This is a genomic window from Streptomyces sp. NPDC016851, from assembly GCF_055562795.1.
The window spans coordinates 368,974-383,088 of record NZ_JBVHEP010000003.1 but is presented as its reverse complement, the minus strand read 5'-3'; the positions used below and the strand labels follow the sequence as shown (position 1 = coordinate 383,088).

At 68.3% G+C, this 14,115-nt stretch carries 18 protein-coding genes and 1 pseudogene; 11 read left to right on the top strand and 8 right to left on the bottom strand.

The annotated features are described in order from the left end of the window. Positions 1-62 precede the first annotated feature (62 nt). The 10 genes from ACZ3I3_RS07150 (at position 63) to ACZ3I3_RS07105 (ending at position 7,280) form a co-directional block, all read left to right on the top strand. On the top strand, positions 63-788 hold the full coding sequence (locus ACZ3I3_RS07150) for a hypothetical protein (RefSeq protein WP_467363200.1): 726 nt from the start codon (positions 63-65) through the stop codon (positions 786-788). A 17-nt stretch (positions 789-805) separates the two neighbouring features. Beyond that, positions 806-1,708, top strand: a complete 903-nt coding sequence (locus tag ACZ3I3_RS07145; protein WP_467363198.1) for a hypothetical protein — start codon at positions 806-808, stop codon at positions 1,706-1,708. Further along, positions 1,705-3,012, top strand: a complete 1,308-nt coding sequence (locus ACZ3I3_RS07140; RefSeq protein ID WP_467363197.1) for a CpaF family protein — start codon at positions 1,705-1,707, stop codon at positions 3,010-3,012. Before ACZ3I3_RS07145 ends, ACZ3I3_RS07140 begins: the two co-directional genes overlap by 4 nt. 46 nt (positions 3,013-3,058) lie before the next feature. After that, positions 3,059-4,012, top strand: coding sequence for a type II secretion system F family protein (locus tag ACZ3I3_RS07135; RefSeq protein ID WP_467363378.1), 954 nt, complete (start codon positions 3,059-3,061; stop codon positions 4,010-4,012). Continuing rightward, entirely contained in the window at positions 4,009-4,932 is a 924-nt protein-coding gene (locus ACZ3I3_RS07130) for a type II secretion system F family protein (protein WP_467363195.1), read from the top strand. The genes ACZ3I3_RS07135 and ACZ3I3_RS07130 overlap by 4 nt, the downstream gene beginning before the upstream one ends. 93 nt (positions 4,933-5,025) lie before the next feature. Continuing rightward, entirely contained in the window at positions 5,026-5,277 is a 252-nt protein-coding gene (locus ACZ3I3_RS07125; protein ID WP_020272654.1) for a hypothetical protein, read from the top strand. Positions 5,278-5,341: 64 nt separating this feature from the next. Next, entirely contained in the window at positions 5,342-5,800 is a 459-nt protein-coding gene (locus ACZ3I3_RS07120) for a TadE family protein (protein WP_274818286.1), read from the top strand. Beyond that, positions 5,800-6,234 carry a TadE/TadG family type IV pilus assembly protein gene (locus tag ACZ3I3_RS07115; RefSeq protein ID WP_467363194.1) on the top strand — a complete coding sequence of 145 codons (435 nt, stop codon included), beginning with the start codon at positions 5,800-5,802 and terminating at the stop codon, positions 6,232-6,234. The genes ACZ3I3_RS07120 and ACZ3I3_RS07115 overlap by 1 nt, the downstream gene beginning before the upstream one ends. Next, positions 6,231-6,701, top strand: coding sequence for a pilus assembly protein TadG-related protein (locus ACZ3I3_RS07110; protein ID WP_467363193.1), 471 nt, complete (start codon positions 6,231-6,233; stop codon positions 6,699-6,701). Before ACZ3I3_RS07115 ends, ACZ3I3_RS07110 begins: the two co-directional genes overlap by 4 nt. Positions 6,702-7,049: 348 nt before the next feature. Further along, a complete protein-coding gene (locus tag ACZ3I3_RS07105) occupies positions 7,050-7,280 on the top strand; it encodes a hypothetical protein (RefSeq protein ID WP_467363192.1) in 231 nt (76 codons plus the stop codon). 80 nt (positions 7,281-7,360) lie between these two features. On the opposite strand, the gene ACZ3I3_RS07100 is transcribed toward ACZ3I3_RS07105, so the two are convergent. From ACZ3I3_RS07100 to ACZ3I3_RS07085, 4 genes are all read right to left on the bottom strand, one after another. Then, positions 7,361-7,711 carry a hypothetical protein gene (locus tag ACZ3I3_RS07100; protein WP_467363190.1) on the bottom strand — a complete coding sequence of 117 codons (351 nt, stop codon included), beginning with the start codon at positions 7,709-7,711 and terminating at the stop codon, positions 7,361-7,363. Positions 7,712-7,911: 200 nt separating this feature from the next. Next, positions 7,912-8,565: a hypothetical protein gene (locus ACZ3I3_RS07095; RefSeq protein ID WP_467363189.1), complete on the bottom strand. Its 654-nt coding sequence runs from the start codon at positions 8,563-8,565 to the stop codon at positions 7,912-7,914. 227 nt (positions 8,566-8,792) lie between these two features. After that, the gene (locus ACZ3I3_RS07090; RefSeq protein WP_467363188.1) at positions 8,793-9,845 is read right to left on the bottom strand and encodes a hypothetical protein; all 1,053 of its coding nucleotides are present in this window, start codon (positions 9,843-9,845) and stop codon (positions 8,793-8,795) included. Continuing rightward, the gene (locus ACZ3I3_RS07085; protein WP_467363187.1) at positions 9,842-10,492 is read right to left on the bottom strand and encodes a hypothetical protein; all 651 of its coding nucleotides are present in this window, start codon (positions 10,490-10,492) and stop codon (positions 9,842-9,844) included. Before ACZ3I3_RS07085 ends, ACZ3I3_RS07090 begins: the two co-directional genes overlap by 4 nt. A 161-nt stretch (positions 10,493-10,653) precedes the next feature. Between ACZ3I3_RS07085 and ACZ3I3_RS07080 the strand changes: the two genes are divergently transcribed. Then, positions 10,654-11,298 carry a hypothetical protein gene (locus ACZ3I3_RS07080; RefSeq protein ID WP_467363185.1) on the top strand — a complete coding sequence of 215 codons (645 nt, stop codon included), beginning with the start codon at positions 10,654-10,656 and terminating at the stop codon, positions 11,296-11,298. Between the two features lie 62 nt (positions 11,299-11,360). Here ACZ3I3_RS07080 and ACZ3I3_RS07075 read toward each other — a convergent pair whose 3' ends face one another. The 4 genes and pseudogenes from ACZ3I3_RS07075 to ACZ3I3_RS07060 form a co-directional block, all read right to left on the bottom strand. Then, positions 11,361-12,026, bottom strand: a complete 666-nt coding sequence (locus tag ACZ3I3_RS07075; RefSeq protein ID WP_467363184.1) for a hypothetical protein — start codon at positions 12,024-12,026, stop codon at positions 11,361-11,363. A gap of 153 nt (positions 12,027-12,179) precedes the next feature. Then, positions 12,180-12,368: pseudogene (locus ACZ3I3_RS07070) on the bottom strand (hypothetical protein); the annotation flags it as partial. A gap of 10 nt (positions 12,369-12,378) precedes the next feature. After that, the gene (locus ACZ3I3_RS07065) at positions 12,379-13,038 is read right to left on the bottom strand and encodes a hypothetical protein (RefSeq protein ID WP_467363182.1); all 660 of its coding nucleotides are present in this window, start codon (positions 13,036-13,038) and stop codon (positions 12,379-12,381) included. Between the two features lie 10 nt (positions 13,039-13,048). After that, positions 13,049-13,930 (bottom strand): hypothetical protein, encoded by an 882-nt coding sequence (locus ACZ3I3_RS07060; protein WP_467363180.1) that lies wholly within the window; start codon positions 13,928-13,930, stop codon positions 13,049-13,051. Between the last annotated feature and the right edge of the window lie 185 nt (positions 13,931-14,115).

Sequence of the window (14,115 nt, the reverse complement as noted above, 5' to 3'; positions counted from 1 at the left end):
GCCGAGAAGTGCGAAGTGTCCTATTTGGTAAATAACTTCTTGGGTGTACGGGGAGCGGTTGCGTGAAGATCCAAGAGCGTACGGGGGCGGGCGCCGGTCGTTCCGCCGCTCCGGCTCAGCCGTCGGTCGGTGACCGGCTTCCCACACCACCTCGCGAGCGCAAACCGGCACTGGCCGCGCTCGCCGTGCTGCTCATCCTGGTGGGTGCGCTGGGCGCGACGATGCTCGTGCTCCAGGCCGGTGACCGGATCGAGGTCGTCAAGGTGACGAAGGAGGTCCAGGCCGGGGAGTCCCTCAAGGACAGTGACGTGACCTCTGTCATGGTCGCCGAGGACGAAAGCATCCACTACGTCGAGTGGTCGCAGCTGAAGACCATCCAGACGTACAAGGCCAAGTCCACGCTCTACCCGGGGACTCTCGCGGTCGGTGAGATGTTCGCCAAGAAGGCCAGCCTCCCCGCCGGCAAGGCCGCCGTGGGCCTCGCCCTCAAGGAGGGCCAGTACCCGTCCGACATCAAGGCCGGTGACGTCGTCTCCGCCTACCGCGTCGGCACCAGCGGCGCCGGCTCGAACAGCTCCGACGACAGCACCGGTTCGAGCGGCACCTCGTCCTCCGGCGGCGGCATCGTCGACAACGCACGCGTGAACGCCGTCAACGACGACAGCGACGCCACCGTGAGCACGGGCAACCTCTCGCTCACCCTCCTCGTCGACCAGGCCGACGCGGCCGCGCTCGCCTCCGCGGCGGCCGCGGGCGAGGTCGCCATCGTGCACGTCCCCGGCAACTAGAAGGCGGCACCCGACCCATGGCGCTCATCGCTCTCGCCGCCGACAAGGGTTCCCCCGGCGTCACCACCGCGGCCGTCGCCCTCGCGGCGGTCTGGCCGCGGCGCGTCCTGCTCGCCGAGACGGACCCGGCGGGCGGTGACCTCGTCTACCGCAGTGCCGCCGCGCACGGCGGACCGCTCAACCCCAACACCGGCATGCTGTCCATCGCCGCCACCGCGCGCCGCGGACTCGTACCGGACCAGCTCTGGGACCACGTACAGCCGCTCAGCGGGGGACTGGAAGTGCTCGTCGGGCTCGGCATCGCCGAGCAGGCCGCCGGGCTCGCGGGACTGTGGCCCACCCTCGGGCACGCCTTCGCCTCCCTCGCCGACTCCCCGAACGCCGCCGCCGACGTCATCGCCGACTGCGGACGCATCAGCGGGGACACCCCTGCCGTCGAGCTGTTCCCGCACGCCTCCCTCGTGCTGCTGCTCTCCCGCACCGAGCCGGAGGCGATCGCACGGGTGCGTGACCGTGCCGCGGCGCTCGCCGGCAAGCTGCACGGCGGACCGCGCGGTGCCGCGAGCCTCGCCAACCCGGTGATCGGCGTCGTCCTGATCGCCGACACCGGCAACGCCGGCAAGCTCGCCTCGCAGGTCAACGACATGCTCGTGCACGCCCAGACCGGCGCCCGCGTGGTCGGCACCATCGCCGACGACCAGGCCGGCGCCGACCAGCTGGCCGGCCGCAGGCGCGGCCGTCTCGACAAGTCGCTGCTGATCCGCTCGGCCCGCAAGGTCGCCGCCGACCTCTACCAGCAGTACGGCGCCGCCTGGGCCGCCTCCGCCCAGGCGAACCAGGCCCACCACGTTCAGCAGGCCCACCACGTCCAGCACGACCACCCGGGCCAGATGCAGGGCCACGCGGGGGCCGGCACATGACCGCTGTCGACCACCAGTTGGTCAAGCGGTTCCGCCAGGACGCCGGCGACCGCATCGCCGAGCAGCGCCGACAGGACCAGCTCAACAACGTCACTCCGATGTCCACGGAGGACGAACGGCAGTACGCCCGCGCCGTCATAGCCCAGATCCTGGAGGAGTACGCCCGCTCCGAGATCAACGCGGGCCGTACGCCGCTGGACGCCGAGACCGAGGAGCAGTACGCGGCCGCCGTGCACGCGGCGCTGTTCGGCGTCGGCCGGCTCCAGCCGCTGCTGGACAACCCCGAGGTCGAGAACATCGACATCAACGGCTGCGACCAGGTGTTCGTCGGCTACGCCGACGGGCGCGAGGTGAAGGGCGACCCCGTCGCCGAGACCGACGAGGAGCTCATCGAGCTCATCCAGGTCCTCGGCGCCTACTCGGGTCTGTCCTCCCGCCCCTTCGACTCCGCCAACCCGCAGCTCGACCTGCGGCTGCCCGACGGTTCGCGTCTGTCGGCCGTCATGGACGTCGCCCGGCGCCCCTCGCTGTCCATCCGCCGCGCGCGCATGGGCAAGGTCTTCATCTCGGACCTCGTCGGCAACGGCACGCTCACCCCCGAGGTCGCCCACTTCCTGGCCTGCGCGGTCCGCGCCCGCAAGAACATCATGATCGCCGGCGCCACCAACGCCGGTAAGACGACGCTCCTGCGCGCCCTCGCCAACGAGATCCCGCCGCACGAGCGCCTCATCACCGTCGAGCGCGCACTGGAGCTCGGGCTCGACACCTTCCCCGACCTGCACCCGAACGTCGTCGCCTTCGAGGAGCGCCTGCCCAACTCCGAGGGCCAGGGCGCCATCTCGATGGCGGAACTGGTGCGCCGCTCGCTGCGTATGAACCCCTCCCGCGTCATCGTCGGTGAGGTCCTCGGCGACGAGATCGTCACCATGCTCAACGCGATGTCGCAGGGCAACGACGGCTCGCTGTCCACGATCCACGCCAACAGCTCCAGCGAGGTCTTCAACCGTATTTCCACCTACGCGCTGCAGGCCTCCGAGCGGCTGCCCATCGAGGCCAGCCAGATGCTGATCGCCGGCGCGGTGAACTTCGTCGTCTTCATCCAGCGGCGCAACAACTTCGGCAACGGCGGCCGCCTCCAGCGCATGGTCACCTCCGTCCGCGAGGTCAACGGCGTCGACGGACGCGTCCTGTCCAGCGAGGTGTTCGCGGAGGCCCCCGACGGCCGGGTCGTGCCGCACGCCCCACTCGCCTGCCTGGAGGAACTGATGGCACACGGCTACCGGCCGTCCGGGACCTGGGGGTGAGCCGGGGATGAACACGACTCTCGCAGCAATCGGCTCTCTCGGTTCCATGGGCGGCCTGTTCTCCACCACCGTCCTGTACTCGATAGGAAGCGGCGTCGCCGTCGGCGGCGGCCTCGCCCTCCTCCTCATCGCCGTACGCGGGCTGCCCGTCAAGCCCGACCACGAGAAGCAGAAGGCCGCCGAGCGGGCGAGTGAACTCATCCGCTTCGCCGGCCAGCGCGGCTCGCTCGCCGCCATCGTCGGCCTGGTCGTCCTCGTCCTCACCCGCTGGGCGGTCGCGGGCATCGCGGCCGGTGTCCTCGTCTTCTTCTGGGACCGCCTCTTCGGCGGCGCCGGCGAGGAGCGGGCCGCCATGAAGCGCGTGGAGGCCCTGGCGTCCTGGACCGAGTCGCTGCGCGACACCATCGCCGGCGCGGTGGGCCTGGAGCAGGCCATCCCGGCCTCCGCCCGCGCCGCCGCCCCGGTCCTGCGCCCCCACCTCGACGCCCTCGTCGACCGCCTGCGCGCCCGCACCCCGTTGCCGGAGGCGCTCCAGCACCTCGCCGACGAGATCGACGACGCCTCCGCCGACATCATCGTCGCGGCCCTGATCCTCAACGCCCGTCTGCGCGGACCCGGTCTGCGCCAGGTGCTGGGCGCACTGGCCAAGTCGGCGCGCGAGGAAGTGGACATGCGGCAGCGGGTGATGGCGCAGCGCGCCTCGACCCGCCGGTCCGTGCAGATCGTCGTGGCGGTCTCGATCGCCTTCGTCCTCGGCCTGTCCATCTTCAACCGTGACTTCGTCGAGCCGTACGGCACCGCCGTCGGCCAGCTCGTCCTGGCCTGTGTCTGCGGCCTGTTCGCGCTCGGCTTCTGGTGGCTGCGCAAGCTGTCCACCATCGAGACGCCCGAACGCTTCCTGGTCCGCGACGAGGCAGCCGTCCAGTTCGTGCGTCCCAGGACGCCGTCGCAGCAGCAGCCCCAGCAGCAGCTGCCGCAGGAAGAGGGGGCACGCCGGTGAACCTCACGATGCCGCTCGTCGTCGGCGCCGTCATCGGCCTGGGTATCTACGCCCTCGTACGCGCCCTCATGCCCAGCAAGCGCAGCCCGGTCTCGCAGGTCGCGCGGATCGACGCGATGCGGGCCCGCGGCTCGGCCTACGAGTCGGCCCGCACCGAGCGGGAGAAGGGGCGCTTCGGCGCGCTGCGGGCCGAAGTCGGCCTGCGCGTCTCCGAGTTCTACCTCCAGCAGGGCTGGGAGCAGCGCTCGCTGCGCGCGGACCTGGCGGTCCTGGACCGCAGCTGGGAGAAGTTCCTGGCGACGAAGGTGCTGCTGGGCGTGGCCGGTCTGTTCTTCGGCCCGTTCCTGTTCGCCATCGTCTACACGCTCGGTGTCGGCCGGAGCCCGATCATCCCGGTGTGGCTGGCGCTGCTCTTCGCGGTGATCTTCTTCTTCCTGCCCGACCTCGAGGTACGGCGGGACGCGGCCCAGAAGCGGCGGGACCTCAGGCGCGTGATCGGCGCGTACCTCGACCTGGTGTCGATGAGCCTGGCCGGCGGACGCGGTCTGCCCGAGGCCCTGATGGCGGCCGCCGAGATCTCCGACGGCTGGGCCAACCAGCGCATCCGCAACGCCCTGTCGGACGCCCGCATCACCGGCATCAGCCAGTGGCAGGCGCTCGGCCAGCTCGGCGAGGAGATCGGCGTCGAGGAACTCAAGGACCTCTCCGCCTCCCTGGCCCTGGTCGCGGACGACGGTGCGAAGGTGCGCGAGTCCCTCGCGTCCCGGGCCGAGACCATGCGGCACCGCGAACTCGCCGAGATCGAGGGCAGCGCGGGTGAGAAGTCCCAGTCGATGCTCGTGGCGCAGCTGCTGCTGTGCGCCGGGTTCCTGGTGTTCCTGATCTTTCCGGCGGCGATGCGGGTGTTCCAGGTGCAGTGAGCCGTGCCGTGAGCCACTCAGTGAGCTGACCTTCACAACTCCAGAACTTCCCGGACTGATTCGACCGGACTGATTTCGAAAGGACACGTCGTCATGATCGGACGCAACTTCCACACGGGCATCCCTGCCGTGGACTTCCTGGTCACCTTCCTCCAGGCCCGTACCGAGCGCGCCCGCTCCGGCGAGCTGGACCGCGGCGCCTCCGCGGTCGAGTGGGTCATCATCTCGGCGGTCGTCGTGGCGATCGTCGGTGTCGTGGCCGCCATCATCAACGCCGCGCTGAGCGAGGGCGCCAACAAGGTCGGCGACTGCATCAAGGGCGCGGACGCGGGCAAGACCTGCTGATCCGTCACAGGGACGGTCGCAGGGCAGTCACAGGGACAGTCGACGGACAACGGGGTTCACGGGGATGCCGGCAGACGTGAGCAGACGGATACGCCGCAGGGTGCGGGCCGCGCGGAGAGCGGCGGCCGCCCGCGGTGACTCCGGCATGACCGCGATCGAGTTCGTGCTGCTCACTCCCGTACTGTTCTTCATGATCTTCGCGACCGTGCAGTTCGCCCTGTACTTCTTCGCGGACCACGTCGCCCAGGCGGCGGCGCAGGCGGGAGCGCGCAAGGCGCGTGCCACGGCCGACGAACGGCCGGGCGCGTGGCGGGGCGAGGCCCAGGACGTGGTGGACAGCTACATCCGCCAGCTGGGCCCGCAACTGGTGCTGGCGCCGGACGTGAAGATGCTCCAGCCGGACCAGAACACGGTCGGTGTGGAGATCGCGGCGCGGGTGCCGACGGTGTTCCCGGGGCTGGACCTGACGGTGCACGCGCAGTCGGCCGGCCCGGTGGAGCGGTTCGTACAGGAGGAGAACTGATGACTCCGTCTCCTCCTGCGCCGTGGACGGACAGCCGGCGGGCGGACGACCGGGGCCTGTCCACGATCGAGGTCGTGATCCTCGCCCCGGTGATGATCCTGTTCATCCTCGTCCTGGTGGCCTTCGGGCAGCTCGTCGACGGCCGCGGGGCGCTCGACGGAGCGGCCCGGGACGCGGCCCGCGCGGGCTCGATCCAGAAGGACCGCGCCACCGCCATGGCCGAGGCCGAGAAGGCCGCCGAGGCGAACCTGGCGGACGTCTGCTCCGGCCCCGTGTCGGTCGTCCAGACGAGCGAGGGCTTCGAGCCCGACACCATCTTCACGGTCGAGGTGAGCTGCCAGGTGCGGGGCCTGGCCATGCTCGGCCTCGACGTCCCGACGACGCTGACGGCGAGCTTCAGCTCCCCGCTCGACCCGTTCAGGAGGTCGGCGTGAGACACCTCCCGGCCTGCGGGCGGTCGTGGTGGGCGGCCCGTCGCGCACACCTGGACGACCGAGGCTCCGGCGCCGGCGCGGTCATCATCTTCGCGCTGGTCTTCCTCTCCCTCTCCGCGTTCGTGATCGACGGCGGCCTGTCCATCTCCAAGCGGGAACGGGCGGCCGACATCGCGGAACAGGCGGCCCGGTTCGCCGCCCAGGACATCGACCGCGACGCCCTCTACGAGAACGAGGGCGGCCCCGCCCCGATCAACTTCGAGAACTGCAACGCCCGCGTGAAGACCTTCGCCCGCGAGATGGACATGACGGGCGCGGACATCGCGGCGACCCACTGCGTGGCGGCGGACGCCCAGCAGGTGCAGGTCGAGGTGCAGCTCACCTACTCTCCGGTCTTCACGGGGATGTTCTACGGCGGCGACGTGGTGGTCCACGGGCAGGCGGTGGCGGAGAACGAGGTCGGCTGAGCCGCCCGCCGCCCGCCGCCCGCCGCCCGCCGCCCGTCGCCCGTCGTGAATCGGTGATCCGGAACATTCCAGGGATCTGCACACGGTTCACCGCGAGGTCGTGAGAAACCACGGCGGGTGCCGAACACGCCTCACTCACCCCGCCGTGCATTGCACTCCGGTACCGCACCGTGGCAGAACCTGTGAAGACGACGGGTATTGAGGTGACCGAATGGTCACACCCATGAATTCGCCCACCGAAAACTGTCGCACGCCGTCGACCACTGACTGGCCGACCCTTCTTCCGGCGTGCTTTGATCGGTCGCGCTCCAGCACTTCGAATAAATGAAACGAAGGGAACCGCCCTCCATGGCCTTCACCCCGCAGATCGAGACCGCCCACATGTCCGACGCCGAGCTGGACACCATCGCCGGCGGCCAGGCGGGCGGCACCGCGGGTGCCGGCGCCGCGGCCGGTCTCTACGTCGAGACGACGGCCGCCGGTGTCACCACCGGTGTCGGCGGCGGCGTGGGCCTCGCCGTCTCGCCCGAGGGCATCTCGGCGGACCTGCACCTCAACGCCGCCACGGTCGCTGCCTGACCGCAGGCACAGGAAAGGCCCCGGATCTCCGGACCCGGGGCCTTTTCGCGTCAGCGGACAGCGGATAGCGGTTTGCGGCCTTACTTACCTCCGCCCCCTTTACCGCCTTTCCCGCCCCGCTTGTCCTCCGTCTTCATCGCATCGTTGACCTGCTTGGCGAGCTCGTCATCAAGCTTCTTGAACTCACGGACAACCGCATCGGACATACTCGCCAGCGCATCGAGCTGCTGGGTGATGTCCTCGCGCCCGTCCTCCCAGTTGGACTCGAAATCCCCGAGCGCGTCATTGACACTGCCGTCGCCGATGTCGTCCTTGTAGGACTCGAAGAGCTTCTTCGTGTGATTCAGACGTGTCTTGATGGAACGCAGCCGGCGCCCGTAGCTCTCCAACTCCGTCAGCGGGAGCGCGAGGTCGCTCTTGCCCTTGCCCATGTGAAGTCCCCCAGCAGGTTCAGACGGCTCAGATGAAACGGAACGTACGCATCACAGCGTCAAAGATGTCATGGCACGCGGTGGGGCGCGGCACGTCCGCGACACCGTACCGGCCGCCTACGAGCCCATACCCTTGGCCACCTCTTCCTTGGCCGCGGCGATCTCCTCCTCGGCGGACTCCACGACGCGGGTGGGTGTGGTCACCTGGAGCATGCCCCTCGCTCGGAGTGCACCGACGCGTTCTGCCACACGCCCTGCTCGTTCTTCGCCAGGGAGACCGAGTAGCGGACGTAGGGGTCCGTGCCTGCCGGGTTCCCCACGACCTTGCCGGTCTTGCGGTTCCTGGTCTTCGCCGCGCTCTCGTCCGTGCAGTAACTGAGCGATGCTCCCTTGCCGTTCCCGGCCAGGTTGACCTTGGGGTTGAAGGCGGGCAGCTTGCCGACGACCGTGACGTTCTTGTCCGTGTAGGACTTGATCCAGTCCTTGGTCAGCCCGCGAACCCCTTCTGTGTCGTAAAAGGCGACGGCCTCGCTGTCGGGGTCGTTCTCGATGATCGCCGCGTACCCGGCCCGGACTTCCTCCTTGCCGTCGTTGAGCACGGCCTGCTCGACAGGATCGCTGCTCGTCCAGTTCTCGAAGGTGAGCTGGAAGCTGCTCGGGATGGTGATGTCAGGGCGTTTCGGACCGGATGGCGTCGATGCCGATGCCGATGCCGGAGTCGAGGGGCTCGATCCTGAACCAGCGCCCTTGGTGTCCTCCGACGACGTGTCGTCACCTCCACCGCAGGCGGTCAGAAGCAGCGCAACCGTCGCGGTCAGCGTAACGGCGGTGGTGGTCGGAGCGCGGCGGGCCACGGTTTGTCTCCCCCGGGTTTCGGCGTATGCGGCAGAGAACGAAGTTATCAGGGGCGGGTGATGGGCCCTTGAGAGGCACTGGTGGGCTGTGTGGGGCGGTGAGGAGTGTGGCGTGGCATTTGCAACGACCGGACCGCATGTGCCACATGGCTGCCCGGCGTCAGGATGTGGCGAGTCGCTCGCCTCCCGGATGCGCCCCGCGGATCCCACGTAGCGCATCCGTTGCGTCAGCGATTGACGGACTGAATCTCCTGGACGTTCATGTCCTGGGTCGTCTCGAAGGTGCCGTCGGGGAGGTCGCCGCCGGTGCCGTCGGAGCCTTCCCAGGTGATCTGCCAGGTGACGCTGGCGGAGAGTTCGTACGGGGTGCCGTTGGTGGCGCGGAGGTAGCGGATGCCGCAAGGCGGGGTCTTGTCGGCGTTGCCCTTGGTGTACGGGGTGCCGATGGAGCCGTCCTCGTTGATCTCGCAGTCGCCGGAGGCGGGGAAGGTCTCGGCGTCCTTGGTGCCGGGCTCCAGGTGGAGGGCGACCGGCTTGGCCGTCGTCTCGGCCCACAGGCCGGTTCCGGGGAGCTCGGCGCGGACCTTGACCTCCTGGAAGGTGCCCTTGTCCAGCCAGACCCAGGTCGGCAGGTTCACCGTCGACCTGGCCGCCGGCTTCAGCTCCACCTCGGTCTCGGGGACCTTGACCTTGTTGTAGGCGTAGTCGGCGAGGGTCTCGGGGGTCGGGGCGTTGGGGTCGTCGGGGATCTGGCCGGCGTCCTGCCAGAACATCAACCGGCTGCAGAGTGATGTGTCATCGACCTTGGTCACGTCCGGCGCCACTCCGCGCCAGAAGTAGCCCTTCTTGCCGATGTTGTAGTTCTTGTAGCCCTTCACGGTCGCCGGCTTCGTGAAGATGGTGGTGGCGTCCTTCTCGTCCCTGAAGTGGTCCGTCCAGAGCTCCGACCCGTACCAGCCGTCGCGCAGACCGGCGTCGCCGTTGCCGTCGGTCTCCGCGAAGTTCTTCAGCTGCTCAGGGGTGAACACGGGCTCGTACCAGCAGGGCGGCGGCTCCCAGTTCACGTCCGTCGACGCGACGGTGCCCTGCTTGCCGCCGGTCGGGCCGCTCACTTGACTGACCTTGATCCGGGACTGCGAGGCGGAAGCGGAGATCTCGTTGTTCTTGGCTCCGCCGCCGTAACTGCCTTCGCCGCCGAGGGCGACGGCCGGCAAAGGTGCGAGGAGGGCGGCGGTGAGCGAGAGGACCGTGAGGGAACGGGAGGCGTGTGAGTACCTCACCGGGCGCAGCCTCCCCTCTCCGAATGGGCGGACACTGCCTGCCACACGCCCTGGGTGTTCTTGCCCATGGAGATCACGTAGAGGACTTCGGGGTCCGTGCCAGGAGGGTTCCCCTTGACCTCGCCGGTCTTGCGGTTCTTCGTGGAGGCCTTGCTCTCATCGGTGCAGTAGGAGAGGGACGCCGCCGCCTTGTCCTTGGCGAGGGTCACCTTGGGGTCGAACACGGGCAACTTGCCGATAACAGTGAGGTTCTTGTCCGTGTAGGTCCTGATCCACTGCTGGCTCTGCAGGAAGCCGGTCTTCGTGTCGTAGAAGGCACGGTTCTTGCTGTCGGGATCGTTCTCGATGATCGCCTCGTACCCCGCCCGGAGCTGCTCCTTGCCGTCGTTGAGCACCGCCTGCTCGACGGGGTCGCTGCTCGTCCAGTTCTCGAAGGTCAGCTGGAAGCTGCTGGGGAGGGTGATCTCCGGGCGCTTGGGGCCGGACGGCGTCGACGCGGATGCAGAAGCCGACGGGCTCGACCCCGAATCCGCGCCCTTGATGTCGTCCGACGACTTGTCGTCACCGCCTCCACCACAGGCGGTGAGCAGCAGCGCCGCTGTCGCGGTCAGCGTGGCGGCAGTGGTGGTCAGAGCGCGGCGTGCCACGGTTCGTCTCCCCCGGTGTTCGATCGTCATCCGATGTGCGGCAGGGAACGAAGCTATCAGGGGCGGGTAATGGGCCCTTGAGAGGCAGTGGGGGGTTGTGTGGGGAAGGTGAGGAGTGTGGCGTGGCGGCTGCTAACGGTTCTCATGAGGTAGGTACGGCTGTGACGACAGGCTCGCACGTTCCGGAGGGCGTACTGGCGCGCGAGATCTTCGGGCCGCTCGGCGGAGTCGTGGAGGTCGGGGCCGTGTCGGCGACCGGCACATGGAGCGTCCGTGCGGCCTCCGTCGGGGAGTTGGTGAGCCGCCGACGTGACGAGGTCGACCGTCTGCTCGAACTCGTCCGAGACATCGGCGGCTTCTCCTCGTCCGCGATGGCCATCGCCGATGAGCTGGGTTACCTGCGGGAGCACGAGGTGACGGCGCCGTCCTTGCTTTTGTGGTCGGGGGCGGTCGAGGGAATTCCGTCCCGGCTCGACGACCTCGAACGGCCGGACATCGTTCGGCGCATGTGCCACATGGCTGCCGACCTGCAGCTGACGTACTTCCTGCAAGCCCTGATCACGGCTGCCGTAGCGGCGGGAGGGGAAGTCCGTCCCGGGGCAGCCGGCATCGCCGAAGCGCTGGCGATCGGGTCCGGCATCGCGGACGCCACGGGACGGAGTGCGCCGGCGCTGGTCTTCAGGATGTGGCGAGTCGCTCGCCTCCCGGACCTGCTCCGGCCGGAGGCGGACACGCCCGAGTACGGAAAAGCTGGGTTCCGGGCCTACGACCGGGCGCTCGACGCCCTGCTCCCCGTGGATGGCTGATGTGCGCCCCGTCGCGCGCCCGTGGCCAGGGCCACGATCAGCTTCGTGCGCCTCGTGCCGGTTCAGCCTCGGCACTCCTCCGCCTTCGCCTCGACGGCGACCTGCTGGGCGCGCCACACGGGATTGCCCTTCACTGACGCCATGAGGATGGTGAACTTCTGGAAGCTGGCCAGGCTTTCCTTCGTGCGGTGCACCTTCTCCGACTTGACTTCCTTGCCGTAGACCTTGGACTGGTCCTCACAGAAGGTGACGCTGACCGTTTTGACCTTCTCCGACTCGTCGCCCGGGCTGGTTTCGGCCTGGTAGTACCGGTCCTTGCCCGTGAGCGTCCAGCCGCCGTCCACGTAGTCCTTGATCTGTGAGTGCGCGTACTGCGAGGCCTGGCCCGACGAGTAGAACTGGAAGGCGGGGTCTCCCGGATCCTGCTTCGTGATGCCGTGGTTCAGCGCTCGGATGTAGTTGGCGGCGTCATCGAGGGCGGCAGCGCTGTCCTGATCCGACGGTTTCTCGAAGTCGAAGACCACGTCGAGGTCCTTCGGAAGACTCACGTCAGGCCGGTCGACGTCCTTCGACGCCGAGCCGGAGACCGAAGCGGAAGGGCTGCTCGCCCCCTTGTCGGCCCCCTTGATGTCGTCCGACGAGCCGTCTCCGCCGCCGCATGCGGTGAGCAGCAGTGCCGCTGTCGCGGTGAGCGTGGCGGCTGTCGTTTTCAGAGCGCGGCGGGCCACTGGCCTTATCCCCCGGGTTTCGATCGTCGTCCGATGTGTGCGGCAGAGAACGAAGTTAGCAGGGGCGGGGAATGTGCCCTTGAGAGGCAGCGGCGGGTTGTGTGGGGGAGGTGAGGAGTGTGGCGTGGCGGTTGCGAACGATGTAGGAGCGCGTCAGCGGTTGTTCGACTGGATTTCCTGGACGTTGATGTCCTGGGTGGTATCGAAGGTGCTGTCCGGGAGGTCGCCGTTGGCGCCGCCTGTGCCCTCCCATGAGATGTGCCAGGTGATGCTGGCCTTCAACTGGTACGGGACACCGTTCGTGGCGCGGAGGTAGCGGATACCGCAGGGCGGGGGCTTGTCGGTGGGGTCCTCATGCACGGCACTCCTTGGCCTTGCCGATGACCTCGATGACCTGGACCCTCCACACCTGGGGAGAGCCGGACGAGGGGACCATGAGCAGCCGATGCTTCAGGTAGCTGTCGAGATTCTCCTCACTGCGGAGAATCTCGCCGGTCTTGATGTCTTTGCTGTAGGCATTGCCTTGGTTCTCGCAGAACGTGACGAGGACGCGTTTACCGCTGGTCAGAGTGGTCGTCTCGGCGTCGTAATACTGGTCCGTCCCGGTGGGTGTCCAGCCCCCCTTCACCCAAGTCTGGATGTGCGACTTGACGTACTTTTCGGCTTGGCCGTCCGAGTAGAACTGGTACGCCGGGTCGTTCGGGTCCTGCGCGGCGATGCCGTGGTACATCGCCTTGACGTAGTTCTCCGCGTCGGCAAGCGCCGCCGCGTGCTTCGCGTCCGACGGCTCGTCGAAGTCGAAGACGAGCTTGAGGTCCTTCGGCACGCTGACGTCTGGGCGGCCGCCCCCCGCCGAGTCGGACACGGATGCTGACGGGCTCTTGGTGCCCGAGTCAGCCCCCTTGCTGTCGTCCGACGACTTGTCGTCTCCGTTTCCGCCGCATGCGGTGAGCAGAAGCGCTGCCGTTGCGGCGAACGCGGCAGCTGTGGTGGTCAGAGCGCGGCGGGCCACGGTTTCTCCCTCAGCGGTTGATCGACTGGATCTCCTGGACATTCATGTCCTGGGTCGTCTCGAAGGTGCCGTCCGGGAGGTCGCCGTTTTCGCCGCCCGTGCCCTCCCATGAGATCTGCCAGGTGATGCTGGCCTTCAACTGGTACGGGGCACCGTTCGTGGCGCGGAGGTAGCGGATGCCGCAGGGCGGGGTCTTGTCGGCGTCGCCCTTGGTGTAAGGGGTGCCGATGGAGCCGTCCTCGTTGATCTCGCAGTCGCCGGAAGCGGGGAAGGTCTCGGCATCCTCTGTGCCCGGTTCCAGGTGCAGGGCGACCGGCTTGGCCGTCGTCTCCGCCCACAGCCCCGTGTTCGGCAGCTCGGCGCGGACCTTGACCTCCTGGAAGGTGCCCTTGTCCAGCCAGATCCAAGTGGGCAGGTTCACCGTGGACTTGGCCTCGGGCTTGAGCTCGACCTTGGTCCGGGGCACCTCGATCTTGTCGTAGGCGTACGCCGCAAGCGTCTCAGGAGTCGGCGCGTGCTCGTCGTCCGGGATCGTGCCGGCGTCCTGCCAAAACATGATCCGGCCGCAGTCCCAGGCCTTGATGTCGTTCTCGTGGCCCTTGCGGACAACACTGCGCCAGAACATGCCCTCCTTGCCGATGTTGTAGTTCTTGTACCCTTCGGCGGTGCTGTTGGTGGGCGACTTGAGATCGAAGTTGTCCTGCGGTTCGCCCTTGTCGTAGTGATCGATGAAGATGCCCGAGGTCCACCACTCGTGGGCGTTGACGGCGCCCATCCCGCCGTTCTTCTGCAAGTCCTCGACCGCGGATTTGAGCCCGTCCGGAGTGAAGACTGGCTCATACCAGCAGACCGGGGGTTCCCAATTGGGGTCGACGGACGTCAGCTCGTCCATGGAACCCTGTTCGGTTCGGCCATCGGGGTGGCTGACCTGGATGCGGGATTGCGAGACGGACGCGAGTAGCGTGCGACCGTTGGAGTCACCGGAGGGCTTCTCAGCAGGCTGACTGGGTGTCGTGGGCGCCGGCACTTCGTCGGCGAACGCTGCGTTCGACGAGCACAAGAGGACAGTGGCAGTCA